Consider the following 25,704-nt stretch of genomic DNA (forward strand, 5'->3'; position numbering starts at 1 on the left):
CTGTAGATGTATTTCCAAATCTGTCAGGGCATAAGCTCGAAGCGCGCGGTACTGACCTGTTCGCTGTCCAGGCCGACCATCACATCAAAAGCGCCGGGTTCGGCGCCCCACTGCAGGTTCTGGTTGTAGAAGGACAGCGTGGATTCCTCAATGTCGAAGGTGATCTGGCGCTTTTCCCCGGGGGCCAGCAGCACTTTCTGAAAGCCTTTGAGTTCCTTGATGGGGCGGCTCACCGAACCGCTGATGTCGCGGATATACAACTGCACCACCGTTTCGCCTGCGCGGCCTCCAGTGTTCTGCACTTGCGCCTCGACTTGCAGCGTGTGCCCAGGCTGCAAGCGCAGGGTTGAAAGGCTTGGCGGTGAAAGGCTGAATTGCGTGTAGCTCAAGCCGAAGCCGAAGGGGTAGAGCGGGGTGTCGTCGATGTCGAAGTAGCGGGAGCGGTAGGCTTTGTGAAGCGCCGGGTCGAAAGGGCGGCCCGTGTTCAAGCGGTTGTAGTACAGCGGAATCTGGCCAACGCTGCGTGGGAACGTGACGGGCAGTTTGCCCGATGGGTTGTAGTCGCCCAGCAGCACATCGGCGATGGCGTTGCCACCTTCGGTACCACTGAACCAGGCTTCCAGCACGGCATCTGCCTGTCGGCTTTCTTCCTCAATGGTCATCGGGCGGCCGTTCATCAGCACCAGCACCAGAGGTTTGCCGGTTTCTTTCAGGGCCTTGAGCAACGCCTTCTGTTGGCTTGGTAAGTTCAGGTCGGTCTTGCTGGCGCCTTCATGGGCCATTCCACGCGCTTCACCCAGCGCCGCGATGATGACATCGGCCTGCCGTGCGACGGCCAGTGCTTCGGCACGCAGTGTGGCAGGCGAACGTGGGTCGAAGTCGACTTTGTTGTCTGCCAGCAGGCTGAACGCGGCTTGATCGTCACTGATGTTGGCCCCCAGTGCGTAAAGGACCTTGCCCTGGTTACCCAGCGCGGTTTTCAGGCCCTGGTACAGGCTGACCGCTTGCGCGGGCTGGCCGTTGGCTGGCCAACTGCCAAGAATGTCGACCCGGTTGTCGGCCAGCGGCCCGATCACGGCCACTGTGCCGCGCTTGGGCAAGGGCAGCAATTGATCACGGTTTTTCAGCAACACCAGCGAACGCCTGGCGACATCCCTGGCTTCGTTACGGTGCAGGCGTTGCTCAGCGTTCGGGTCGGCAGGGTCGTCCTTGGCCTCGCCGAGCCTGCGATAGGGGGCCTTGAACAGGCCCAGGTCATACTTCGTGGCAAGCACCTGACGCACCGCATCGTCCAGCACACGCATCGGCACCACGCCTTGTTCCACCAACCCTGCCAGTGCGTCTGCAAAAAAACGGTCACTCATGCTGACTTGTGTACCTGCTTGCAACGCAGCACTGGCAGCCTCGGCGGGGGTTGCCGAGTAACCGTGAGGGATCAGTTCCTGAACGGAATCGTAGTCACTGATGACCAACCCGCGATACTGCCATTGCTCGCGCAGCACTTCATGCAGCAACCATGGATTGGCAGAAGCAGGCACGCCGTTGAGGGTGGTGTAGGCCGACATTACGGCGCCTGCACCTGCGTCAAGCGCGGCGCGGTAAGGGGGCAGGTAGTACTGCAGTAATTTGTGCGGGCTCATGTCAGTGCTGTTGTAGTCACGCCCGCCTTCGACGGCGCCGTAAGCGGCGTAATGCTTGACGCAGGCCATCAGGCTGTCGGCCGCTCCCACTGTTGGCCCTTGGAATCCCAGAACTGCCGTCGCTCCGGCCTGGCCTGCCAGGTAAGGGTCTTCACCAAATCCTTCGGCGACGCGGCCCCAGCGCGGGTCCCGGCTGATGTCGACCATCGGCGCGAAGGTCATGTCCAAGCCATCGGCGGTTGCCTCTACTGCCGCCGTTCGGGCGCTGGTGGCGATGGCCTGCATATCCCAACTCGAGGCCAGGCCGAGGCCGATGGGGAATACCGTGCGATGGCCATGGATCACATCGCCAGCAAAGAACAGCGGGATCTGCAGGCGGCTGTCCATGGCTTCATCCTGCAGCGCGCGCAAGGTTGCGCGATCAACGCCGGGGGCGGGGAGAATCGAACCGACTTCGCCGCGGTGCACGGCATCGAGCAGGTCCTGAATGGCCGGTGAGTCCAGCGCGCCACGCGCGTCCAGCATGCGCAACTGGCCCACCTTCTCGCTCAGTTGCATCCGGCTGAGCACTTCATCCAGATAACGCTCCTTGTCATTGGCGGGCAAGTTTTTCGTATAGTGCGTGGCACCCGCAACCAGCAAGGCGCCCATCAGCAATGCCAAAACCGAAGGCATGTGGATGTGCTTCAGGTGCTGCCCGGCCATCGCAGTGCATCCGTTTGAAGGTATGCGACAAGGGTGCCCGCGCTGCCATGGTGGGGCTACTGGCAAAACTGTCAGTTGACATGGATGTGGCCTCGGCCCCTTTTGAGGCATTCTAATCAGGCAACGGCCACTCACGGCCCCACTCAGGACCATGGACGATGAGTCACCCTTCGCAATTCACCCTGCTCGGCAAGCGCCGTTTCTTGCCGTTCTTCATCACCCAATTGCTGGGTGCTTTCAACGACAACCTGTTCAAGCAGTCGCTGATCCTGGCCATTTTGTTCAAGCTCAGCCTGGGTGAGGGTGACCGGTCGATCTGGGTCAACCTGTGCGCGCTGCTGTTCATTCTGCCGTTCTTTCTGTTCTCGGCGCTGGGCGGCCAGTTTGGCGAGAAGTTCGCCAAGGACGCGCTGATACGCGCTATCAAACTGGCAGAAATCGGCATCATGGCCGTAGGCGCCGTCGGTTTTGCGACCGACCACCTCACCCTGATGCTGGTCGCGCTATTCGGCATGGGTACCCACTCGGCACTGTTCGGCCCGGTGAAATATTCAATTCTGCCCCAGGCACTGCGTGAAGAAGAACTGGTGGGCGGCAACGGCCTGGTGGAAATGGGCACGTTCCTGGCCATCCTCGCCGGCACCATTGGCGCCGGGGTGATGATGGCCAGCGACAGCTACGCATCGGTGGTGGCCGGTGGTGTGGTCGGCACCGCTGTGCTGGGCTACCTGGCCAGCCGCTGGATCCCAAGGGCGGCGGCCGTTTCGCCACAGATGCCGCTGGACTGGAACATCTTCAAGCAATCCTGGGCGATCTTGCGCATGGGCCTGGGGCAAACGCCTGCGGTGTCGCGCTCGATTGTCGGCAACTCGTGGTTCTGGTTTGTCGGCGCCATCTACCTGACCCAGATTCCGGCCTACGCCAAAGACTGGCTGCACGGCGATGGCACTGTCGTCACCTTGGTGCTGACCTTGTTCTCGGTGGGCATCGCCCTGGGTTCGCTGCTGTGCGAACGCCTGAGCGGGCGTAAGGTCGAGATTGGCCTGGTGCCGTTTGGCTCGTTTGGCCTGACCCTGTTCGGCCTGCTCTGGTGGTGGCATTCCGGCGACGTACCGGCCGCCCCCGTTCCCCACGACTGGCTGGCGCTGCTGGGCATGAGCGAAGCCTGGTGGATCCTGCTGTCGATCGTTGGCCTGGGTGTGTTCGGCGGCTTCTACATCGTGCCGTTGTATGCGCTGATTCAGGCGCGTACCGCCGAGGGCGAGCGCGCCCGTGTGATTGCCGCCAACAACATCCTCAACGCATTGTTCATGGTGGTGTCGGCGGTCCTCACCATGGTCCTGCTCGGCCTGGCAGAGTTGAGCATCCCGCAGCTGTTCCTGGTGGTGTCGCTGCTCAACGTGCTGGTCAATGCCTACATCTTCCGCATCGTGCCCGAGTTCACCATGCGCTTCCTGATCTGGCTGCTCAGCCACTCGATGTACCGTGTGGCGCACCGTGACCTGGAGCGTATTCCCGATGAAGGCGCCGCGTTGCTGGTGTGCAACCATGTGTCGTTCGTGGATGCGCTGCTGCTGGGCGGGGCGATTCGTCGGCCGATTCGCTTCGTCATGTACTACAAGATCTACAACCTGCCGGTGCTCAACTTTGTGTTCCGCACCGCCGGCGCCATCCCGATTGCCGGGCGCAACGAAGACCTGGCGACCTACGAGCGTGCCTTCGCCCGTATCGCTCAGTACCTGGCGGCAGGCGAACTGGTGTGCATCTTCCCGGAAGGCAAGCTGACCGGTGATGGTGAGATCGATGTGTTCAAAGGGGGCGTGAACCGCATTCTGGAAGAAACCCCGGTGCCGGTAATTCCGCTGGCGTTGCAGGGGTTGTGGGGTAGCTTCTTCAGCCGCGACCCGGCAAAAGGGTTCTTCAAACGCTTGTGGTCGCGGGTGACCATCGTGGCTGGCACCGCCATCCCGGTGGAGGCGGCGCAGCCCGAGGCCCTGCGCGAGCAGGTCAGCCGTTTGCGCGGGGATTTGCGCTGAAGGGGCAGGTCAGCTTGCGCTGATCTTGAGGCCGATCAGGCCGGTGACGATCAGCGCAACACTCACCAACCGCACCAAGGCCATGGATTCACCGAACAGGATGATGCCGGCGATGACCGTACCCACGGCGCCAACGCCGGTCCAGATGGCATAGGCAGTGCCCAGCGGCAGTTCTTTCATCGCCAGGCCCAGCAAGCCCAGGCTGATGACCATGGCGCCGACGGTAAGAATGGTGGGGAGCGGTTTGGTGAAACCGTCGGTGTATTTCAGGCCGACAGCCCAGCCGACTTCGAACAGGCCGGCAAAGAACAGGATGATCCAGGACATGAGAGTGTCTCCATCGTTTGAATGATGGGGCCGTCCCCGGATGCGGTCACGCGGTGCGTCGTGAGGCCGTCCTCACAGTGGGCACTATAGTGCACATTTGTGCAGAAATGGGCAAGTCTGTACCGGCCTCATCGCGGATAAATCCGCTCCTACAATGCCCGTGTAGGAGCGGATTTATCCGCGATGAGGCCGGCAAATCCATCATCAATGCCGAGCTGGCTCCCCGCTCTGAACGGTTTCCCCAGGCTCTTCCATCCGCCTGAACCAGGTAGAAAGCAACGCCCCCGAAATGTTGTGCCAAACACTGAACAACGCACTCGGCACCGCCGCCAACGGCGAGAAGTGCGCCGCCGCCAGCGCAGCCCCCAGCCCGGAATTCTGCATGCCCACCTCCAGCGCCAGCGCCTTGCGCTGGGCCAGCGGCAGTTTGCAGAACTTGCCGGTCAGGTAACCCAGCAGGTAACCGAAGCTGTTATGCAGCATGACCACAGCCATGATCAGCAGCCCCGACTCGGCAATCTTCGCCTGGCTGGCCGCCACCACCGCGCACACGATCATGACGATGCTCACCACCGACACCAGTGGCAGCACTTGCACCGCCAACTGCACCCGCGCACCGAGCAGGCGCTGGGCCACCACGCCGAGCACGATTGGCAGCATCACCAACTGCAGGATCGACCAGAACATGTCCATGAAGGACACCGGCAGCCAGGCCGAGGCCAGGAACCAGATCAAGGCCGGGGTCAGCAGCGGCGCCAGCAGGGTCGTGACTGCCGCGATGGCCACGGCCAGCGCCAGGTCACCCTTGGACAACCACACCATCACGTTCGACGCCGTGCCGCTCGGGCAGCAACCCACCAGAATCACGCCCACCGCAATTTCGGCCGGCAAGTGGAACAGCTGGCACAGCAGCCACGCCATGCCCGGCATGATCACGAAATGCGCCACCACGCCCAGCGCCACGCGCCAGGGTTGGCGGGCGAGGGCGGCAAAGTCGTCGAGCTTGAGCGTAAGGCCCATGCCGAACATCACCAGGCCCAGCAGCGGCACGATGGCCACCTTGAGGGCGACGAACCATTGCGGTTGCAGGAAGGCCAGGCAGGCAAACACCAGCACCCAGAGGGCGAAGGTGTTGCCGACGAAGCGGCTGAAGGCGGCGAGGGCGCGCATGGGAGGTCCTTTTCTATTTATAGGTAGCGGTAAATTTCACGGACGTCTCGCGGATAAATCCGCTCCTACAGGGGAACCACTCAACCTGTAGGAGCGGATTCATCCGCGATGAGGCCGGCCCTGCTTATTACACCCCTTGCGGAATCTCTTCACCGCCCAACGCCTCGAACAGCACCGGCAGGAACTCGGCAAAGGTCATCATCATCAGCTGGAAGCTGGCATCGAACTGCTGCGCCGCCTCATCGCCACCATCTTGTTCGGCTTGCTCCTGCAGCAGTTCTTCGAACTTCAGGCGTTTGATGACCATCTTGTCGTCGAGGATGAACGACAGCTTGTCCTGCCAGGCCAGGGCCAGCTGGGTGACCACTTTGCCCGTGCTCAGGTGCAGCTGGATTTCCTCGCCGGTCAGGTCCTGGCGCTTGCAGCGCACGATGCCGCCGTCTTCGGCGGTATCACGCAGTTCGCATTCGTCCAGTACATAGAAGCCTTCGGCGGCCTGCTGCGACTTGACCCAGTCGGTCATGGTGGCCGTAGGGGCAATTTTCACGGTGGCCGGGCGTACCGGCAGCGAGCCGATCACTTCACGCAGGGTCGAAAGCAGGTCTTCGGCGCGCTTGGCGCTGGCCGAGTTGACCAAAATCATGCCCAGGCGCGGGGCGATGGCGGCGAAGATCATCGAGCGGCGGATGAACGCACGCGGCAGGAAGGCCTGGATGATTTCGTCCTTGATCTGGTCGCGTTCCTTTTTGTAGACCTTGCGCATCTGCTCGGTCTCGATCTCTTCGACCTTTTCCTTGACCGCATCGTTGACCACGCTGCTGGGCAGGATGCGCTCTTCCTTGCGTGCGGCAATCAGCAGGTACTCACCGCTCACATGCACCAGTGGGGCGTCTTCGCCTTTGCCGAAGGGGGCCACGAAACCGTAGGTGGTCAGCTCCTGGCTGGCGCAGGGGCGGGCCGGCTTGCTGGCCAGGGCGGCTTCCAGTGCTTCAGCCTCGAACGGGATTTCCTGGGTCAGGCGGTAGGACAGCAGGTTCTTGAACCACATGGGGGGCGATCTCTCCTTAATGCATAAGCCGGGCATTATTCTCCGAGCAGCGCCTTCAGGCCAACCCTGTCATAGGGCCAGCAACCGTTAAACGCCGAGAAAAACCGGATTGCGCTAGGTCTTTGATACGGCTGATATTTTTTCGTGAAAAAAATTGAAAAAGTGCTTGCCAGCACGATTGGTCAACCGTAGAATGCGCGCCACACCGAGACGAAGGGTGATTAGCTCAGCCGGGAGAGCATCTGCCTTACAAGCAGAGGGTCGGCGGTTCGATCCCGTCATCACCCACCACTCGATGTATAGCGCAGCGGTAGTTCAGTCGGTTAGAATACCGGCCTGTCACGCCGGGGGTCGCGGGTTCGAGTCCCGTCCGCTGCGCCATATTCAACTTCCAGGGCCCACTGAACACCCGGAAGTTACAAAAAAGCGACCTTATAGGTCGCTTTTTTTTTCCTGATTTTTAGTATGCGGTGATGAAAAATAATTACGCGAAAGGCTTGCCAGCGTAAAAGTTCCTCCGTAGAATGCGCGCCTCACCGAGACGAAGGGTGATTAGCTCAGCCGGGAGAGCATCTGCCTTACAAGCAGAGGGTCGGCGGTTCGATCCCGTCATCACCCACCACTCGATGAATAGCGCAGCGGTAGTTCAGTCGGTTAGAATACCGGCCTGTCACGCCGGGGGTCGCGGGTTCGAGTCCCGTCCGCTGCGCCATATTCAACTTCCAGGGCCTACTGAACACCCGGAAGTTACAAAAAAAGCGACCTTAGGGTCGCTTTTTTTTTGCTTCGCGGTTCAAGCACACTCAGCGAGTGCGCTCTTCTTCCCGCAACGTCAGCACCTCAACCCCATCTTCCGTCACCGCCACCGTATGCTCCCACTGCGCCGACAGCGTGTGGTCACGGGTAATAACCGTCCAGCCATCGCGTAAGGTCCGGGTGCCGCGCCCGCCCTGGTTGATCATCGGCTCAATGGTGAACACCATCCCCGGCTTGAGCTTCATGCCCATGCCGCGTTGCCCGTAGTGCAACACTTCCGGCCCTTCGTGCATCTGCTGGCCGATGCCATGCCCGCAATACTCGCGCACCACGCTGTAGCCAGCGGCTTCGGCATGGGCCTGTACGGCGTGCCCGATATCACCCAGCGTGGCGCCGGGGCGCACTTGCCCGATGCCTTTCCACAACGCGTCGTAGGTGGTTTCGACCAGCCGACGTGCTTCATCACTGACCTGGCCAATGGCGTACATCTTCGAAGAGTCAGCGATGTAGCCACCCTGTTCCAGGGTGATGTCGACGTTGATGATCGAGCCTTCTTTCAACACTTCATCGGCCTTGGGCATGCCGTGGCAAACCACGTGGTCCACCGAGGTGTTGAGCGAGTAGGGGAAACCGTATTGCCCTTTGCTGGCGGGGCGTGCCTTTAGCGTGTCGATGATGAACGCTTCGGCGCGGTCGTTGATCTGCATCGTGGTCACGCCAGGGCGGATGAAACCGTCGAGGTCGGCGAACACCTTGGCCAGCAGTTGGCCGGCGTTGCGCATCAGGGCAAGTTGGGCGGGGGTCTTGAGAATCACTTGGGACATGGGGGAGGGGGCGTTGCTCGTGTTGGAAATTGCGCCAGCATAGCGCTTCGAGGTCTTGGCTTGCCACCGCGTGGTGCGTTGCCTGTGCCGGCCCTTTCGCGGGTAAACCCGCTCCCACAGGTACTTCGCACTTATAAAAGGCTGTGGTGATCCTGTGGGAGCGGGTTTACCCGCGAAAGGGCCGGCACAGCTGGCCCACAATTTGCTGGCTTGCCACTATCCGGGCCATCAACGTCGATCGCCCACACCCCACGACAAAGGCGCCGTGTTGCCCGCTTGCCATCCGCAAGCCCGGGCAGCCGGCGCCTTTTTGCGTTTTTAACGGAGACCCCTCATGGCCAATAGCGAAGTGCGCAGCGTGTGCCCCTATTGCGGCGTCGGCTGCGGCATTGTCATGAGCGTGGCTGACGGCAAGGTGGTGAAAATTGCCGGCGACAAGCAGCACCCGGCCAACTTCGGGCGGCTCTGCACCAAGGGCCTCACCGCCCACGTACCGTTGACCGCTGCGGGGCGCATGGAAAACGCCTACGTTCGCCACCCGCGCAATCAGCAGCCGGTACGCAGCAGCCTCGATCAGGCCATCAACCAGGCCGCCTGGCGCCTGCGCACCATCATCGACCAGCACGGCCCCGACGCCGTGGCGCTGTACGTTTCCGGGCAAATGTCGCTGGAAGCCCAGTACCTGGCCAACAAACTCGCCAAAGGTTTCATCCGCACCCGCCACATCGAATCCAACTCGCGCCTGTGCATGGCCAGCGCCAGCAGTGGTTACAAGCTGTCACTTGGCGCCGACGGCCCACCCGGCAGTTACCAGGACTTCGACCGTGCCGACGTATTCCTGGTGATCGGCGCCAACATGGCCGACTGCCACCCGATCCTGTTCCTGCGCCTGCTCGACCGGCTCAAGGCCGGCGCCAAGCTGATCGTGGTCGACCCGCGCCGCACCGCCACCGCCGACAAGGCCGACCTGTTCCTGCAAGTGCGCCCCGGTAGCGACATGGCCCTGCTCAACGGCCTGCTGTACCTGTTGCACCACAATGGCCACACCGATCCTGCTTTTATCGCCGCGCACACCGAGGGCTGGGAGGAACTGCCGGCATTCCTCGCGGACTACACCCCCGAGCGCGTGGCCGCAATCACTGGCCTGAGCGAAGCGGACATCCGCCAGGCCGCCGAATGGATCGGCACCGCCGGGGCCTGGATGAGCTGCTGGACCATGGGCCTGAACCAGAGCGTGCACGGCACCTGGCACAGCAATGCACTGTGCAACCTGCACCTGGCCACCGGTGCCATTTGCCGCCCCGGCAGCGGGCCGTTCTCGCTCACCGGCCAGCCCAATGCCATGGGCGGCCGCGAAATGGGCTACATGGGGCCTGGCCTGCCGGGCCAACGCTCCGCGCTGGTCGAAGCCGATCGCGGATTCGTCGAGAACCAGTGGGGGCTGGCCACCGGCACCCTGCGCGCTGAAAGCGGTGAAGGCACCATCGCCCTGTTCGAACAGATGAAGGCCGGTGCAGTGAAAGCCTGCTGGATCATTTGCAGCAACCCGGTGGCCAGCGTGGCCAACCGCCAGCAGGTGATCGATGGCTTGCAGCAAGCCGAACTGGTGATTACCCAGGACGCCTTCCTCGACACCGAAACCAACCACTACGCCGATATCCTCCTGCCCGCCGCATTGTGGGCCGAAGGTGAGGGCGTGATGATCAACAGCGAGCGCAACCTGACATTGATGCCCCGCGCCGTAGACGCCCCGGGCGACAGCCTGCCGGACTGGCAGATCATTGCCAGAGTCGCTTGCGCCATGGGCTACGCCGAGGCCTTCGACTACCCCGACGCCGAAGCGGTGTACGACGAAATACGCCGTTTCAACAACCCCGCCAGCGGCTACGACCTACGTGGCATCGGCTACACGCAATTGCGTAACAAGCCTCACCAGTGGCCCAGCGCCCCTGATCGTGAAGATGACCGCAGCCCACTGCGCTATGTCGACACTGGCACACTGGTGTTTCCGACCCCCAGCGGCAAGGCCCGCTTCTTCGCCCGGCCCTGGCTGCCAGCGCCTGAAATGCCGGGCGCCGATTTCCCTTTGGTACTCAACACCGGCCGCGTGCAGCACCAATGGCACACCCTGACCAAGACTGGCAAAGTGCCCGCGCTGAACAAGCTCGAGCCCGGCCCGTACGTTGAAATCCACCCGCAAGATGCCCAGCAGCTGGGCATCGCCGACAAAGACCAGGTCGCCATCCGTTCGCGTCGCGGCCAGGCGGTGCTGCCTGCTCGGGTCAGCGACCGGGTAATGCCCGGCAATTGTTTTGCGCCATTTCACTGGAACGATGTGATCGGCGAGCAACTGGCCATCAATGCCGTGACCTGTGACGCAGTCGACCCCGTGTCGCTGCAGCCAGCCTTCAAGCACTGCGCCGTGGCCCTGGAACGCGTGGCTGGCGAGCGTATCGATGCGCTCGAACTGGATGCGGCGCAGCCTTTCGAGGTTTCGGGGCATCAAGTGCTGTGGGCATCGCAAACCGGCAACAGTGAACGCCTGGCCGAACGCTGCGTGCAGCAGTTGCGCGCTGCCGGCCTGAACGCCCAGCTCAACAGCATGGAGGCTGTCAGCCCGCTGCAATTGCAGGGCGCAGCCAGCGTGGTGCTTATTGCCAGTACCTTCGGCGATGGCGATGCCCCCGATAGTGGCGCAGCGTTCTGGCGGGCGTTGCAGGGCGATGTGGGCAACTTTTGTGACGAAATGCCTTACGCCGTGCTGGCGTTGGGTGATTCCAACTACGACCAGTTTTGCGGTTTCGGGCGCAAGCTCGACCAAAGGCTGGCCGACCTGGGCGGGCGACGCTTGCTGCCACGGGTTGATTGCGAGGCGGACGTTGACGCCGCCTTCAGTGCCTGGCTCGAAGCCTTGATACCCGAACTGGGCGGGGCCAGTATTCCTATACCAATGCCTGAATCGGAGGTTACCGCCACGTTCAGCAAGCAAACGCCCCTGCCCGCCACCTTGCTGGAAAACCGCCTGCTGAACGGCCCGGGCGCCAGCAAGGAAACGCGCCAGGTGGTGTTCGACCTGGGCGGCAGTGACTTCGCTTACGAGGCCGGCGATGCCCTTGGCGTTTGGCCGCGTAACTGCCCGGCGCTGGTTGCGGAGTTGCTGGCATTGATGCAGCTGGATGGCCACATGCCGGTCGAACTCAACGGTTTGCCTGCAATGCCGTTGGCCGAAGCGCTGGAAGTGCATCTGGACATTACCAAGGTCACCCCGCAGCAACTGCAAGCTTTCAGCGAGCACTCGAACGACTTGCAGCACCTGCTGTTGCCCGAGTGCAAGGCCGAACTGCAAAACTGGCTGTGGGGGCGGCAGCTGGCCGATGTGCTGCGGACGTTCCCCCAGCACTTGCCGCTAGCCAGCTGGCTTGCCCTGCTCAAGCCGCTGCAGCCCCGGTTGTACTCGATCAGTTCGAGCCCCAAAGCGCACCCGGGCCAGGTGCACCTGACTGTTTCGACCGTGCGTTATGGTGAGCGCAAAGGCGTGTGTTCGGCCTTTCTGGCCGACCGGGGCGCGTCATTCAAGGTGGGTATTTTCCCGCAGGTATCGAAGCACTTTCGCTTGCCTGACGACGACAGCGCGCCGGTGATCATGGTTGGCCCAGGTACCGGTATCGCGCCGTTCAGGGCGTTTCTCGAAGAACGTGAAGCACGCGGGGCCACCGGGCAGAACTGGCTGTTTTTTGGCGAGCAGTATGCGGCTACCGACTTCTATTACCGGGAACAGTTACAGGCGTGGCAGGCGGCGGGGCACCTACGATTGAGCACGGCGTTCTCCCGCGACCAGGCCGAGAAGGTGTACGTGCAGCAGCGCATGCTGGAACAGGGCGCAGAGCTGTGGCGCTGGCTGCAGGCAGGGGCGTATTTCTACATTTGCGGGGATGCGCAGCGGATGGCCAAAGACGTGGATGCCGCCTTGCGCCAGATCATTGTCGAACATGGCGGGGTGGATGCCGATAGCTACATGGAGGCGTTCAGCAAGGCCAGGCGGTATCGGCGTGATGTGTATTGAAATGCACCGGGATGGGGAGTGATGCACCTTGGATGTGCGTTTCCTATGATGGCCATTCGCGGATAAATCCGCTCCTACACAGGCCACGCAGGCCTGTAGGAGCGGATTTATCCGCGAGAGGCCGGTGCAGGCCGCCACCTGGCACACTCCCTGCTTGACCCAAACTACAATCAGCCCCCTTGGTCAACGGCGATCAACCCGGGCACACACCGTGATGAATACAGGCAAAGGCGCCTGGAGCTTCGGCTCCAGGCGCTTTTTTTTTGATCGAGGATCGGCTATGAAGGCAACAGCGAACGGCGGGCAACGAGAACGTCTGGTCATCATCGGCAACGGCATGGTCGGCCACCACTGTGTCGAGCAGCTGGTCGAACGCGGCGCCCTGGCGCGCTTCGAACTGCATGTGTTTGGCGAAGAGCGCCAGCGCGCCTACGACCGCGTGCACTTGTCCGAATACTTCAGCGGCAGTTGCGCCGAAACCCTGGCCCTCTGCGGGCAAGGCTTTTACGGCGACAACGGTGTGCACTTGCACCTCGGCCAGGCCGTGCTGGAGATTGACCGCGAACGCTGTGAAGTGGTCACCGGCGAGGGCCGCTACGGTTACGATCAGCTGGTGCTGGCCACTGGCTCCTACCCGTTCGTGCCGCCGATCGAAGGCTCCAGCGGCAATGCCCGCCTGGTCTATCGCACTCTCGACGACCTTGATGCCATTCGCACTGCTGCCAGCGAAGCACGGCGCGGGGTGGTGGTCGGCGGTGGCCTGCTCGGCCTTGAAGCCGCCAACGCCTTGAAGTCCCTGGGCCTGGAAGCCCATGTGGTGGAATTTGCCCCACGCCTGATGCCGGTGCAGCTCGACAACGAAGGCGGCGCGGCGCTCAAGGCGCAGATCGAAGCGTTGGGCGTAGGCGTGCACCTGTCGCGCGCCACCCAGTCGATCAGCGCGGGCGAAACCTACCGCTACCGCATGAACTTCGACGGTGGCGAGCACCTGGAAACCGACCTCATCGTGTTTTCTGCCGGCATCCGCCCGCAAGACGCGCTGGGCCGGGCCAGCGGCCTGGACATCGCCGCGCGCGGTGGCGTAATGATCGACAACCACTGCCGCACCAGCGACCCGCGCATCTTCGCCATCGGCGAATGCGCCTCGTGGAACGGCAGTGTGTTCGGCCTGGTGGCCCCGGGCTACAGCATGGCCCGCAACCTCGCGGCACTGCTGCTGGGTGAAGCCGCTGGCGAGTTCACCGGGGCTGACATGTCGACCAAGCTCAAGCTGCTGGGCGTCGACGTCGGCTCCATTGGCGATGCCCACGGCGCCACCCCGGGCTCGCGCAGCTACCGTTTCATAGACGAGGCCAACGCGGCGTACCGCCGGCTGGTGGTGGACGCCAGCGGCAAGCACGTGCTCGGCGCGGTGCTGGTGGGTGACAACAGCTATTACGACACCCTGCTGCAATACGCCCAGAACGGCATCACCCTGCCGGCCGACCCGGCGGCGTTGATCCTGCCGCAAGGTGGCGGCGCCCCGGCCCTTGGCGCCGATGCCTTGCCCGACAGCGCCACCATCTGCTCCTGCCACAACGTCAGCAAGGGCGCGGTGTGCGCAGCCATCGACGGTGGTTGCGGTGACCTGAGCGCCGTCAAGGCCTGCACCAAGGCCGCCAGTGGTTGCGGCGGCTGCGCGGCGCTGCTCAAGCAAGTGTTCGAGCACGAGCTCACCGCCCGTGGCGTGGCCGTGGACAAAAGCCTGTGCGAGCACTTTGCCTACACCCGCCAGGAGCTTTACAGCCTGGTGCGGGTCGAGGGCATCCGCACCTTCAACGAATTGCTTGAGCGCCATGGCAAAGGTCACGTCGGCTGCGACATCTGCAAACCCACCGTGGGCTCCATCCTCGCCTCGTGCTGGAACCAGCCGATCATGGACCCGTCGCTGGTGCCCCTGCAGGACACCAACGACACCTTCATGGCCAATATGCAGAAAAACGGCACCTACTCGGTGGTGCCGCGCATCCCCGGTGGCGAAATCACGCCCGACAAGCTGATCGTGATCGGCCAGGTGGCGAAAAAGTACGACCTCTACACCAAGATCACCGGCGGCCAGCGCATCGACCTGTTCGGCGCGCAGTTGCACGAACTGCCGTTGATCTGGGGTGAGCTGATCGAGGCAGGCTTCGAAACCGGCCATGCCTACGGTAAATCCACCCGCACCGTGAAGTCGTGTGTCGGCAGCACCTGGTGCCGCTACGGCGTGCAGGACAGCGTGGCCATGGCCCTGCGCCTGGAGGACCGCTACAAAGGCCTGCGCAGCCCGCACAAGCTCAAGTTCGCGGTATCTGGCTGCACCCGCGAATGCGCTGAAGCGCAAAGCAAGGACATTGGCGTGATTGCCACCGACAAGGGCTGGAACCTGTACGTGTGCGGCAACGGCGGCATGCGCCCGCGCCACGCCGAGCTGTTTGCCACCGACCTGGACGACGAAACCCTGGTGCGGCTGATCGACCGGGTGCTGATGTTCTATATCCGCACTGCCGACAAGCTGCAGCGCACCTCGGTATGGCGCGAAAACCTGGAGGGCGGGCTGGATTACCTCAAGGCGGTGATCCTCGACGACAGCCTGGGCCTGGCCGCCGAACTGGAGGCGCAGATGCAGCATGTGGTCGACCGCTACGAATGCGAGTGGGCCAACGCCCTGAAAGACCCCGAAAAGCTCAAGCGCTTCCGCACCTTCGTCAACGACCGGCGTGCCGACCCGGACGTGCACTTTGTACGTGAGCGTGAGCAGCGCCGGCCGGCTGCGGGCCTGCACCTTATTCCTACCGTCGAGGAGGCTGTGTGATGAACCTGTCCAATGTGGCTGTGGCCGAGCAGGCCAACTGGCAAGCGGTGTGTATGACGGATGATTTGGTAGCCGATTCCGGTGTGGTGGTGTGGCTGGACGGTGCCCAGGTGGCGGTGTTCTACCTGCCGGGGCAGGGGCTTTATGCGGTGGACAACCGCGACCCACGCTCCGGGGCCAACATTATTGGCCGTGGGTTGGTGGGGAGCTTGCAGGGGGAACTGGTGGTGGCGGCGCCGTTGTACAAGCAGCATTTCAGCTTGCAGAGCGGGCGGTGCCTGGAAGATGACGGGCAGCGGTTGCGGGTGTGGCCGGTGCGGATGAATGGGGGGGCTGTGGAAGTCGCGGTTTCCTGAACAGGCCTCTCGCGGATGAATCCGCTCCTACAAGGATTCGCGTGTAGGAGCGGATTTACCGAGACGTCGGACCGCCGCGATTGGCCAGATCAGGTTACCTAGATCACCAACCCCTGCGGCTTGCGCCCGGCAAACACATCCACCAGGCTGGCCACCACCATTTCGCCCATGCGTGTGCGGGTCTGCACCGTGGCACTGGCCCGGTGCGGCTGCAGCACCACATCGTCGCGCTCGAACAGTGCTTCAGGTGCACGCGGCTCGTCGGCAAACACATCCAGTGCGGCCCCGGCAATTTCGCCGGCTTCAAGCGCTGCAATCAATGCCGGCTCATCCACCAGCTTGCCGCGGGCGATGTTGATCAGGTAACCATCAGCCCCCAGCGCCTGCAGCACCTCGCGGTTGATCAGCGCTTCACCCTTGTCGGCGGCAGCAGCCAGAATCAGCGCGTCGCTGTTTTTGGCCAGTTGCTTGAGGTCCGGCTCAAACCCGTAAGGCACATCCAGCGCCTGCAGGTCGGTGTAGCTGATCGGGCAGCCAAACGCCGCCGCCCGCTGCGCCACCGCGCGGCCCACCCGGCCCATGCCGACGATGCCCACGCGCATGCCCGACACCTGCCGCGCCAGCGGCAGCGGTGCCAGCGGCGTGGCGCTGGTGGCCCATTTGCCGGCGCGCACGAAGCGGTCGCCGGTGCACAGCCCACGGCACACGCCAATCAGCAGGCCGATGGCCAGGTCGGCCACGTCCTCGGTCAGTGCGCCGATGGTGGCGGTGACCTGGATGCCACGGTCACGGGCGTAGGCCAGGTCCACGGCATCGGTGCCCACACCATTGACGGCAATCACCTCAAGGTTGGGCAGGCGCGCCATCAACGCCTGGCTGATGCCGGTGTGGCCGCCGGTGATCACGCCACGAATGTGCTCGGCATGGGTGCTGACGTAAGCCTCTTTGTCGGTCTGCTCGTAATAACGGTGCACGGTGAACAGGGCTTCCAGGCGTTCGCGGATGGCCGGGATCAGGATCGGGCTCAGTTGCAGGACTTCAGGTTTCATCGCTCACTCCATTAATAGCGGGGGTCAGCCACGGCCGACAAAAGGCATGTTGCTGGCCATCACGGTCATGTTCAGCACGTTGGCGTCCAGCGGCAGGGCGGCGATGTAGCGCACCGCATCCGCCACATGACGCACGTCGAGCATCGGCTCGGCGGCGATCTCGCCATTGGCCTGGCGCACGCCACGGGTCATGCGCTCGGACAGCTCGGTCAGGGCGTTGCCGATGTCCACCTGGCTGCACACGATGTTGTAGGGGCGGCCATCCAGCGCCAGGGCCTTGGTGATGCCCAGCACGGCGTGCTTGCTGGCGGTGTAGGGCGCGGTGAACGGGCGTGGGGTGTGGGCCGAGATCGAGCCGTTGTTGATGATGCGCCCGCCTTGTGGCTGCTGGCGGCGCATCAGGCCGAACGCGGCGCGGGCGCACAGGAACACCCCATCAACGTTGGTGGCCATGAGGTTGCGCCAGTTCTCCAGCGGCAGTTCGTCCACCGGTACAGCAGGGGCGTTGATGCCTGCGTTGTTGAAGATCACGTCCAGGCGGCCGTGCACTTCTTCGATGGTGGCGAACAGCTGCGCGACGCTGTGTTCATCACGCACGTCGGTGGGTACGGGCAGGGCTTCGCCGCCGGCCGCGCGGATCTGCTCGGCTACTGCTTCCAGAGGTTCGGCGCGCCGGCCGGCCAGCACCAGGCTGAAGCCGTCCTGCAGCAGGGCGAGGGCGACGGCCCGGCCGATGCCGCTGCCGGCGCCGGTGACCAAAGCGATTTTCTTGTTCTGGGTCATGTGCGTGCTCCGTGAGTTCAGGCGGCGTTGGCGGCTTGGCCGGTGGGGCGTGGGCCGACGCGCAGTTGCAGTTCGCCGATGCCGTCGATGCCGGCATCAATGACGTCCCCGGGGTTCAGTGGCGCGACGCCGGGCGGGCTGCCGGTCATGATCAGGTCACCAGGGCGCAGCGGCAGTTGCCGGGAGAGGCGGCTGATCACTTCGGCCAGTGGCCAGGTCTGGCTGCCAAGGTGGGCGCGCTGGCGCTCCTGGCCGTTGACCTTTAGCCACAAGGCACCGTCCAGCGGCCAATGGCGTTGGCTGGCCGGGACCACGGCAGTCATGGGCGCGGAAGCGTCGAACACCTTGGCGCCTTCCCACGGCAGGCCTTCACTTTTGGCCTTGCGCTGGTGGTCGCGGCGGGTCAGGTCCAGGCCCACGGCAAAGCCGTAAATGTGGTCCAGTGCCTGTTCCGGGGGGATGTTGGCGCCGCCTTCGGCAATGGCCACTACCAGCTCGATTTCATGGCAAAACTCGTCGGTCAGCGGCGGGAAGGGCAGTTCGCCCTGGGCTTCGACCACGTTGCTGGCGGGCTTCATGAAGAACACCGGCTCGCTGGGGGCCGGGCCTGCGGATTCGGGCCAGGGGTAGTTGCGGCCCAGGCAGAACACCCGGCCGACCGGAAAGCGCGCAGTGCTGCCCTCGATGGGCAGGCTGACGGTGGCCGGCGGGTTGAACAGGTAGGTCATGGGTGAGTCCTCGGTAGGGGAGTGGCCAGCGTAGCCATGCGCTGGCCGGTAAAGTTGGACGAAAACGTGGGCTGCTTGGACTATCCAAGTAACCTTTCCCGGCCTGTTCGCGGCTAAAGCCGCTCCTACAGGTAAAGCGCTGCCCTCAGGGCCCGCGTGGCCTCTGTAGGAGCGGCTTTAGCCGCGAAAGGGCCGGTACAGCTGATGCATGCCTCTGATCAGGCAGCCGTCTTCAGCTCGATCCGGAACAGCTTCCCAAGTAACAGTGAGTACGAAAGCGTGCCCATCAGCGCCACACCGCCGATAAACCAGAACGCCATGGCGAACGAGCCACTGGCCTGCACGATGGCGCCGATCACGATTGGCGTGACGATGCCGCCGATGTTCGCGGCCAGGCTGGTAATCCCGCCGGTCAGGCCGATCAGCTGCTTGGGCGCCACTTCCGACACCGCCGCCCACGACGAAGAGGCAATGCCTTGGGCAAAGAACGCCAGGGTCAGAATGGCGATGCACAGCACGTTGGAGTCGGTGAAGTTCACCAGCACGATCGACATGCCCAGCATCGAACCCACCACCAGCGGCAGCTTGCGGGCGAACGACAGCGAATAACCTTTGCGGATGAGCAAGTCCGACACGATGCCCGCCAGCAGGATGCCCACCGTGGCGCCAATAAATGGCATCACCGCGAATATGCCGACCTTGATCAGGGTGAGCTGGCGCTCTTCGATCAGGTAGGTGGGGAACCAGGTGAGGAAAAAGTACAGGGCCGAGGTACTGGCGAACTTGCCCAGGCAAATCGCCCACACCTGGCGGTAGCGGAACAGTTCAGCCACCTGGCGCCAGTTGAACTTGGTGCGTTCCTGGCTGCTTTTCACCAGCCCGCCGCCGTTTTCGATGTAGGCCAGTTCTTCCTTGCTGACTTTCTTGCAGTTCAGCGGGTCGCGGTACAAAAACAGCCACACCACGCCAAACAAGATGCCCACCAGGCCAGTGCTGTAGAACACGTGGCGCCAGTCGTAGGTGGTGGCCAGCCACAGCAGTGCGCCGGTGAACAGCGCCGTGCCCAGATACTGGCCGCACACGTAGATGCTGCTGGCCATGCCGCGCTCGCGGGCGGGGAACCACACCGTGACCGCGCGGCTGTTGGCGGGGAAGGCCGGTGCCTCCATGGCGCCAACTGCCAGGCGCAGGCCGAACAGCGAGGCAAAGCCGCTGGCCAGGCCCTGGGCCACGGTGACGGCCGACCAGCTGATCAGCGATACGCCATAGGTCAGGCGCGAGCCGAAGCGATCGGCAATGAAGCCGGCAGGCACCAGAGCCAGGGCGTAGGTCCAGGCGAAGGCGGAGAAGATCAGGCCCATCTCGACTTTGTCCAGGCCCAGGTCCTTGGCCATGAACGGTGCCGCGATGGAAATGTTCACCCGGTCGACGTAGTTGATGATGGTTGCCACCAGTAGCAGCGCCAGCATGAACCAGCGGCGGCGGGTGGGCAGGCGTTGCGCGGGGGCCGCGTCCAGGGCGAACGCAGGCGCCGCTGTGCGGGAGGTAGGGGTGCTCGACATGAGTCGACCTCGTTTGTTGTTGTTGGTAGAGGTTGGGCTGCAGTCCCTTTTTTAAGGTGGTCGTACAACGTCGCAAATGCAACGGGCGGTTTAGACCGTTTTTTTCACAGGGGAGGGGGAAAGGTTGAGGTGTCCAAAAAATTCCTAAACGGGGGTTCTGGAAGTTTTTTTTGCTGGAGGCTCGGAATTTCGCGGGTTGCAGGGGTTTAGTGCACCGGGGGTTTTTGAAGTTGCGGATAAATTCGTGAGTGATGTCATCGTACGACTTGTTGCCAGCCGAGGGGTTGGCATTCAGAATTCCGGGTGGCACAGCCATCACCATAACAACAATGCGGAGACACCCCCGATGCCCCCCAAGCGCGAGGTCCCGACCTACGTCATGCAGCAGCGCAGCGAGCTGATGGATTTTCACATCCGCGACCAGCGTGGCCGCCCCGCCGAGACCGCGCCCCACCGCCACGAATATTTTCAGATCCAAGTCAACTTTGGCGGCGATACGGTGCAGCACATCGGCAGCGTGCAACGCCCGTTCAAGCGCAACACCCTGGCCTTCATCCTGCCGCACCGGGTGCATGTGATTCCGCATCCGGCCGACAGCGACTTCATGGTGATCAACTTCTCCCAGACCTTCTTGCTGCCGCACCTGGCCTGCGACCCGATGGACCTTGAAGAAGTGTCAATCCTGCAGGCACCGGAACTGTCCCCATTCCGCTTTCAGGAACACATGGATTTTTGCCTGGATGACAGCGACTTCGGCGAGATTCGCCGCATCCTGACGCAAATGCGTGAGCTGGATGCCAACCGCCGTTTCGGCACCCGCGAAGTGCTCAAAGGCCTGCTGCTGCAGCTGATAGGCCAGGTGTGCGGCCTGTACGCCGAACCGCTTCGCGAGCTGGCCGAAAGCAACGCCGCCCAGCTCAGCCGCCGCGCAGCGCTGGGCCGCATGAGCGAGTACCTGCGCCGCCACATCGACGACCCCGACCTGAACCTGCAAAAAGTGGCCGCGGCCACCTACCTGTCGCCCACCTACCTGACCCACTGGCTGCGCAAGGAAATCGGCAAAACCTTCAGCGAGCTGGTGCTGGAGCGGCGCATGCATGCCGCCCGCAATTACCTGCTCAACGGCAGCCGCCCGGTGGGTGAAGTGGCGCGGTTGTGCGGTTTTGCCGATGAGGCTTATTTCTCCCGGCGCTTTCGGCAGATTCATGGCCTGCCACCGGGCCAGTTCCGCCGCCAGCAACGCGACCCGGATACGCCGCAGGTGGCGATGCGTTAAGCTTGCGGGCATGAACCTCGACACCCGCATCAAGTACCGCCACCTGCTGTGCTTTCTGGAGATTGCCCGGCAGGGCAGCCTGGCCAGGGCTGCCGACATCCTGGCCATCAGCCAGCCGGCGATTTCCAAAACCCTCAAAGAGCTCGAAGACCTGCTTGAGGCGCGCCTGTTCGAGCGCAGCCGCCAGGGCGTGGAGCTGACCCCGGCAGGCACGCGCTTCATGCGTTACGCCGGCCCCAGCGTGCAGGCGCTGCGTGATGGTGTTAACAGCCTGCGGGGCGAGGCTCGGGCGCCGTCGCAAGTGCGCATTGGTGTGTTGTCCACCGTGGAAGGCTTGCTGATGCCCGAGGTACTGTGCCGGCTGCATCAACGCCACGAGGGGCTGGTGATCAGTGTGGTGACCGGGGTCAGTGCGCAGCTGCTGGGGCAGTTGCACCTGGGGGAGCTGGAACTGGTGGTCGGGCGCATGACCGACAGCCCGCAGATTCAGGGGTTGTCGTTCGAGCATCTGTACAGCGAATCGATGGCATTGGTGGTACGGCCGGGGCACCCGCTGTTGACCAATGCACCGGTGGACCGCCAACAGGTGGCGCGTTACCCACTGGTGCTGCCGCCACCGGGCACGACGATCCGCCAGCATGCCGACAGCCTGTTCGTGCAATGCGGCATCCAGATGCCGGCGCAGCGGCTGGAGACGTTGTCGCTGGCACTGAGCCGGCGCTATCTGCTGGGCAGCGATGGTGTGTGGGTGGCGCCGCGTGATGCGGTGGTGCTCGATTTGCGGCGCGGCGAGTTGGCCGAACTCGACCTTGGCGTGCGTGAGCCGGGCGGGTCGGTGGGGATTTGCCGCAATGCCGCATTGCCCCAGAGCCTGCCGGGGCAGTGGGTGTGCGAGGTGTTGCGCGAGGTTGCGGGCCAGTATCGGGAAGGGGCGTATCCCTAGAAATGTGGCGCCACGCAGTGGCGCATCGCGGATGAATCCGCTCCTACAGGAGTGGTGTAGGAGCGGATTCATCCGCGATGCGGCGCGCCAGCGCCGCTCGATCTCACACGGAGAATATCCTTCAGAACCCGCCGAAATAAATAGCCACAAAACCCTGCAAACCCGTCACAAAGGGTCAATACTGGCCAATGGCTGCAAGCCCAAGGATGAATAACGTTTTAAGCACTGAACTTCCCAGCCAGAACCCGCTCTTATGCCGGTAGCCATTGGTAACGGCCGCCTGATAAGCTCGCGGCTTTACCCTGATTGCCCTCATGGCGCATGAACAAGGAAATAGCATGAAACAGCATCGTCTGGCGGCTGCGGTTGCCCTGGTAGGCCTGGTACTGGCGGGTTGCGACCAGCAGGCCAGCACCCCCGAGCTGAAGACTCCGGCAGAAAAAGCCTCCTACGGCATCGGCCTGAACATGGGCAAGAGCCTGGCTCAGGAAGGCATGGAAGACCTTGATTCCAAAGCCGTCGCCCTCGGCATCGAAGACGCCGTTGGCAAAAAAGAGCAGCGCATCAAGGATGAAGAGCTGGTAGAAGCCTTCACCGCCCTGCAAAAGCGCGCGGAAGAGCGCCTGGCCAAGGCCAGCGAAGAAGCCGCTTCGGCCGGTAAGAAATTCCTCGAAGAGAACGGCAAGAAGCCAGGTGTTGTCACCACCGCTTCGGGCCTGCAGTACGAAGTGGTCAAGAAGGCCGACGGCCCACAGCCTAAAGCGTCCGACGTGGTTACCGTTCACTACGAAGGCAAGCTGATCGATGGCAAGGTGTTCGACAGCTCGGTCGAGCGCGGCAGCCCGATCGACCTGCCGGTCAGTGGCGTGATCCCGGGTTGGGTCGAAGGCCTGCAACTGATGCACGTGGGTGAGAAGTACAAGCTGTTCATCCCGGCTGAACTGGCCTACGGTGCCCAGAGCCCGAGCCCGCTGATCCCGGCCAACTCGGTGCTGGTGTTCGATCTGGAACTGATCGCCATCAAAGACCCGGCCAAGCTGCAAGGTGAAGTGCCTGAAGGCGAAGCCCCGGCTGAAGCTCCAGCCCAGTAACACGGCTTGCCACATCACAACGCCCCGCTCAGACGGGGCGTTGTCGTTTCAGAACCCTGCGTGCGGGGCAGTGTCCGATACCAGGTGCAAATCGTTTGCGCCAATTGAAACGACTGTGTAAAAAACGCCCGATCTGACCGTGGCCCTTGCCTCGTGGGCACCTGCGGGCGGAAACTCTGCCCTGTTCACAAGGTTATCCACAATAAATGTGGATAACCCTTTCGTTATTGGAGGCACCATGAGCGCACCCTGGAACTTCGCCCGCTTCCTGCCCCTTGCCGAGCGCCTGCTCAGCCGCGGCCGGCTGCCGGCGTTGCTGTTTGCCGTGGCGCGCAAAGGCCCGCGTATTGGCCAATTGCGTGAGGACATCAAGCTTTTGCAGTCGCTGTGCCTGGCATGGTGGCGCGGCGAGTACCGGGCAGTCAGCCCCAAGGCTTTGGTCACCGTGGTGGCAGGCTTGCTGTACTTCGTCAGCCCCATCGATGCCATTCCTGACTGGTTGCTGGGAGTTGGATTTCTCGATGACATCGCTGTGTTGGGTTGGGTGCTGAAGACCGTGGCCGATGAGTTGGCCCGTTTCAAGGCCTGGCGCGACAGCCAGGCGCCGGAGCGTTTGCGTGTGGTCGAGCGCTTGCCGGCTACGCCAGAGGCCTTGCACCTGGAGCGCGATACGCACTGAAAAAGAGCAAGTCCCCACAGACTCCCGGGCTTGGTAATATAATTGGCATAAGCATTATGCCTACGGATTACATGCCGTAATCCTACGTTAGGGGGTTGTTATGGGTATTCAGGTCATCAGCCGGGACGGTCAACCCGAGTACGCCGTGGTTCCCTGGGAGCAGTATCAGGCACTGCTCAAGGCCGCGGGCCAGGCACCTGCCGAGGTTGCCGTCGAAGAAACCGTGCAGGCTCCGAGTGCCAGCCTGCCAGCCTTTACTGAAGTGGCACAGCTGCGCCAGGCCAAGGGTATTGCCCCGGAGGCGCTGGCGCGTAACGTGGGCGTGAGCCCGGCCTACCTCAGCATGATCGAGTCGGGTGAGCGTGAGCCGAACGATGCGATTCGTCGAGCGTTGGCGTGGCACCTGGGCGTGGCAGGCTGGAGCGAGCCATCATGAGCCAGGTCCAGGTCAGGATCAGCCGACAGCATTGGCAAAACCTGCTGGACGAACTTGACCTGGCCCGACGACAACGCCACCTGCTTACCTACCGCGCGTTGATCGAGCGTTTGCAGCTGCCCAGCCCGGCCATGCAGACGCTGACGGCTGCACTGGAGTATCTCGCCGTGCTTGATGCCCGTGCCGAGCAGCCGTTGCGCAGTTCGCTGGTGATCAGCCAAGGGGCCAGCCGCTTGCCGCGCACCGGCTTTTTTGAATGCGTGGAGCGCCTGGGGCGTTTTGCCGGGCCGGTGGATGGGATGGAGGCGGCGTCGTGGCATGCTTCCGAGGTGGTGCGGGTGTTTGAGTATGCCTATCCCGAGACGGCTTGATGTATTGCCTGTGTTGGCCTCATCGCGGATGAATCTGCTCCTACACGGCTCCCTGTAGGAGCGGATTTATCCGCGATGAGGCCACTACAGGCAATGCATTCCTGTGAACCAGCCCACAAGGCTTGCCATCGCTGCCCAGTACCTCCAGCGACTCCAAATGCCCGTGCCGCCCAAACAACTCGATGATCTGCCCGATCGTTGCGTTCAACCCCACCGTGGGTTGCTCGGTCAATGTCACAGGCATCAGATGCGCCAACACCTGCTGCCCCTCCCGAACCCCCAGCTCCTGCGGCCGCCCCAGCAAATACCCCTGCACCAGGTCCACCCCCATCTCCCTCAACACCTCCAACTCCTCGGCCAGCTCGATCCCCTCGGCAATCACCTGCGCCCGTGACGCTCGGGCAATCTGCAGGATCGACCCCACGAACTCGCGCTTGAGTGGGTCCTGGTGGATGCCATCAATGAAATGCCGGTCGATCTTCACGTACTCCGGGCGCAGCTCCGACCACAAACGCAGGCTTGAATACCCCGCACCCAAGTCATCCAGGGCAATGGAAAACCCCATGTCGCGGTAATGGTGCAGCGCGTTGGAAAGCAGCTGAAAATCATCGGTGGGCGTCTGCTCGGTCAGCTCGATCACGACCTGGCTGGGTGCTAGGCCAACCTGCTCCAGCAGCTTCAACGTGCGCCCGGAGGGGTAGTGCGGCTCCAGCAGCGACTCCGGGGAGACGTTCAGGTACAACTTGCCGCCCAGCTGTTGCTCGCTGAAACGCCGGCAAGCGCTCTCCCGGCAAACGCTTTCCAGTTCGGTCAGGTGGCCCGCCTGACGTGCAATGGCAAACAGGTTCAGGGGCGAATGCAGCGGGCTGTTGGACGGCCCCCGGCTCAAGGCTTCGTGGCCGTGCACGCGCCCCTCGCTCAGGCACATGATCGGCTGAAACAGGCTATGAATGCTGCGCTGAGCCAAAATGGCACTCAATGCACTGAGCTGTTCGACAACGGTCATGACGGCATCCTGAAAATGAAAG

At 62.9% G+C, this 25,704-nt stretch carries 20 protein-coding genes and 4 tRNA genes; 14 read left to right on the forward strand and 10 right to left on the reverse strand.

The window, feature by feature from the left end; genetic code table 11:
• Positions 1-23: 23 nt before the first annotated feature.
• Positions 24-2,345 (reverse strand): beta-glucosidase BglX, encoded by a 2,322-nt coding sequence (bglX, locus tag PVV54_RS06410; RefSeq protein ID WP_274909131.1) that lies wholly within the window; start codon positions 2,343-2,345, stop codon positions 24-26.
• A 158-nt stretch (positions 2,346-2,503) separates the two neighbouring features.
• Between bglX and PVV54_RS06415 the strand changes: the two genes are divergently transcribed.
• Positions 2,504-4,381, forward strand: coding sequence for a 1-acyl-sn-glycerol-3-phosphate acyltransferase (locus PVV54_RS06415; protein ID WP_274909132.1), 1,878 nt, complete (start codon positions 2,504-2,506; stop codon positions 4,379-4,381).
• Positions 4,382-4,390: 9 nt separating this feature from the next.
• Here the strand turns inward: PVV54_RS06415 and sugE are convergent, their stop codons facing one another.
• The 3 genes from sugE to rdgC form a co-directional block, all read right to left on the reverse strand.
• Positions 4,391-4,708, reverse strand: a complete 318-nt coding sequence (gene sugE, locus PVV54_RS06420; protein WP_274909133.1) for a quaternary ammonium compound efflux SMR transporter SugE — start codon at positions 4,706-4,708, stop codon at positions 4,391-4,393.
• 204 nt (positions 4,709-4,912) lie between these two features.
• Positions 4,913-5,878: a bile acid:sodium symporter family protein gene (locus PVV54_RS06425; protein ID WP_274909134.1), complete on the reverse strand. Its 966-nt coding sequence runs from the start codon at positions 5,876-5,878 to the stop codon at positions 4,913-4,915.
• A 127-nt stretch (positions 5,879-6,005) separates the two neighbouring features.
• Positions 6,006-6,926, reverse strand: coding sequence for a recombination-associated protein RdgC (gene rdgC / locus PVV54_RS06430; RefSeq protein WP_274909135.1), 921 nt, complete (start codon positions 6,924-6,926; stop codon positions 6,006-6,008).
• A 215-nt stretch (positions 6,927-7,141) separates the two neighbouring features.
• Here rdgC and PVV54_RS06435 point away from each other — a divergent pair.
• The 4 genes from PVV54_RS06435 (at position 7,142) to PVV54_RS06450 (ending at position 7,638) form a co-directional block, all read left to right on the forward strand.
• Positions 7,142-7,217: transfer RNA gene (locus PVV54_RS06435), tRNA-Val, on the forward strand.
• Positions 7,218-7,230: 13 nt separating this feature from the next.
• Positions 7,231-7,307, forward strand: a tRNA-Asp gene (locus tag PVV54_RS06440).
• A gap of 165 nt (positions 7,308-7,472) precedes the next feature.
• A tRNA-Val gene (locus tag PVV54_RS06445) sits at positions 7,473-7,548 on the forward strand.
• 13 nt (positions 7,549-7,561) lie between these two features.
• Positions 7,562-7,638: transfer RNA gene (locus PVV54_RS06450), tRNA-Asp, on the forward strand.
• A 91-nt stretch (positions 7,639-7,729) separates the two neighbouring features.
• Here the strand turns inward: PVV54_RS06450 and map are convergent.
• Positions 7,730-8,506 (reverse strand): type I methionyl aminopeptidase, encoded by a 777-nt coding sequence (gene map / locus PVV54_RS06455; protein ID WP_274909136.1) that lies wholly within the window; start codon positions 8,504-8,506, stop codon positions 7,730-7,732.
• A gap of 334 nt (positions 8,507-8,840) precedes the next feature.
• Between map and PVV54_RS06460 the strand changes: the two genes are divergently transcribed.
• The 3 genes from PVV54_RS06460 to nirD all read left to right on the forward strand — a co-directional run bounded on the left by PVV54_RS06460 (position 8,841) and on the right by nirD (position 15,758).
• On the forward strand, positions 8,841-12,569 hold the full coding sequence (locus tag PVV54_RS06460; RefSeq protein WP_274909137.1) for a bifunctional nitrate reductase/sulfite reductase flavoprotein subunit alpha: 3,729 nt from the start codon (positions 8,841-8,843) through the stop codon (positions 12,567-12,569).
• Positions 12,570-12,849: 280 nt separating this feature from the next.
• Entirely contained in the window at positions 12,850-15,402 is a 2,553-nt protein-coding gene (gene nirB / locus PVV54_RS06465; protein ID WP_274909138.1) for a nitrite reductase large subunit NirB, read from the forward strand.
• A complete protein-coding gene (gene nirD / locus PVV54_RS06470; protein ID WP_274909139.1) occupies positions 15,402-15,758 on the forward strand; it encodes a nitrite reductase small subunit NirD in 357 nt (118 codons plus the stop codon). The genes nirB and nirD overlap by 1 nt, the downstream gene beginning before the upstream one ends.
• Positions 15,759-15,856: 98 nt before the next feature.
• Here nirD and PVV54_RS06475 read toward each other — a convergent pair whose 3' ends face one another.
• From PVV54_RS06475 to PVV54_RS06490, 4 genes are all read right to left on the reverse strand, one after another.
• On the reverse strand, positions 15,857-16,807 hold the full coding sequence (locus PVV54_RS06475) for a 2-hydroxyacid dehydrogenase (RefSeq protein WP_274909140.1): 951 nt from the start codon (positions 16,805-16,807) through the stop codon (positions 15,857-15,859).
• 24 nt (positions 16,808-16,831) lie between these two features.
• The gene (locus PVV54_RS06480) at positions 16,832-17,590 is read right to left on the reverse strand and encodes an SDR family oxidoreductase (RefSeq protein ID WP_274909141.1); all 759 of its coding nucleotides are present in this window, start codon (positions 17,588-17,590) and stop codon (positions 16,832-16,834) included.
• Positions 17,591-17,607: 17 nt separating this feature from the next.
• On the reverse strand, positions 17,608-18,318 hold the full coding sequence (locus tag PVV54_RS06485; RefSeq protein ID WP_274909142.1) for a fumarylacetoacetate hydrolase family protein: 711 nt from the start codon (positions 18,316-18,318) through the stop codon (positions 17,608-17,610).
• Between the two features lie 218 nt (positions 18,319-18,536).
• The gene (locus PVV54_RS06490; protein ID WP_274909143.1) at positions 18,537-19,880 is read right to left on the reverse strand and encodes an MFS transporter; all 1,344 of its coding nucleotides are present in this window, start codon (positions 19,878-19,880) and stop codon (positions 18,537-18,539) included.
• Between the two features lie 346 nt (positions 19,881-20,226).
• Here PVV54_RS06490 and PVV54_RS06495 point away from each other — a divergent pair, with 346 nt between their 5' ends.
• The 6 genes from PVV54_RS06495 to PVV54_RS06520 all read left to right on the forward strand — a co-directional run bounded on the left by PVV54_RS06495 (position 20,227) and on the right by PVV54_RS06520 (position 24,676).
• Complete coding sequence (locus tag PVV54_RS06495; protein WP_274909144.1) at positions 20,227-21,156, forward strand: helix-turn-helix transcriptional regulator; 930 nt, start codon at positions 20,227-20,229, stop codon at positions 21,154-21,156.
• Between the two features lie 10 nt (positions 21,157-21,166).
• Entirely contained in the window at positions 21,167-22,099 is a 933-nt protein-coding gene (gene pcaQ / locus PVV54_RS06500; protein ID WP_274909145.1) for a pca operon transcription factor PcaQ, read from the forward strand.
• 338 nt (positions 22,100-22,437) lie between these two features.
• Entirely contained in the window at positions 22,438-23,190 is a 753-nt protein-coding gene (locus tag PVV54_RS06505; protein ID WP_274909146.1) for an FKBP-type peptidyl-prolyl cis-trans isomerase, read from the forward strand.
• 238 nt (positions 23,191-23,428) lie between these two features.
• A complete protein-coding gene (locus PVV54_RS06510; protein ID WP_274909147.1) occupies positions 23,429-23,869 on the forward strand; it encodes a YkvA family protein in 441 nt (146 codons plus the stop codon).
• Between the two features lie 100 nt (positions 23,870-23,969).
• On the forward strand, positions 23,970-24,305 hold the full coding sequence (locus PVV54_RS06515) for a helix-turn-helix domain-containing protein (RefSeq protein WP_274909148.1): 336 nt from the start codon (positions 23,970-23,972) through the stop codon (positions 24,303-24,305).
• Positions 24,302-24,676, forward strand: coding sequence for a hypothetical protein (locus PVV54_RS06520; RefSeq protein ID WP_274909149.1), 375 nt, complete (start codon positions 24,302-24,304; stop codon positions 24,674-24,676). The genes PVV54_RS06515 and PVV54_RS06520 overlap by 4 nt, the downstream gene beginning before the upstream one ends.
• 40 nt (positions 24,677-24,716) lie before the next feature.
• On the opposite strand, the gene PVV54_RS06525 is transcribed toward PVV54_RS06520, so the two are convergent.
• Entirely contained in the window at positions 24,717-25,682 is a 966-nt protein-coding gene (locus tag PVV54_RS06525; protein ID WP_274909150.1) for an EAL domain-containing protein, read from the reverse strand.
• Between the last annotated feature and the right edge of the window lie 22 nt (positions 25,683-25,704).

Source organism: Pseudomonas sp. PSKL.D1 (genome assembly GCF_028898945.1).
Lineage (GTDB): Bacteria > Pseudomonadota > Gammaproteobacteria > Pseudomonadales > Pseudomonadaceae > Aquipseudomonas.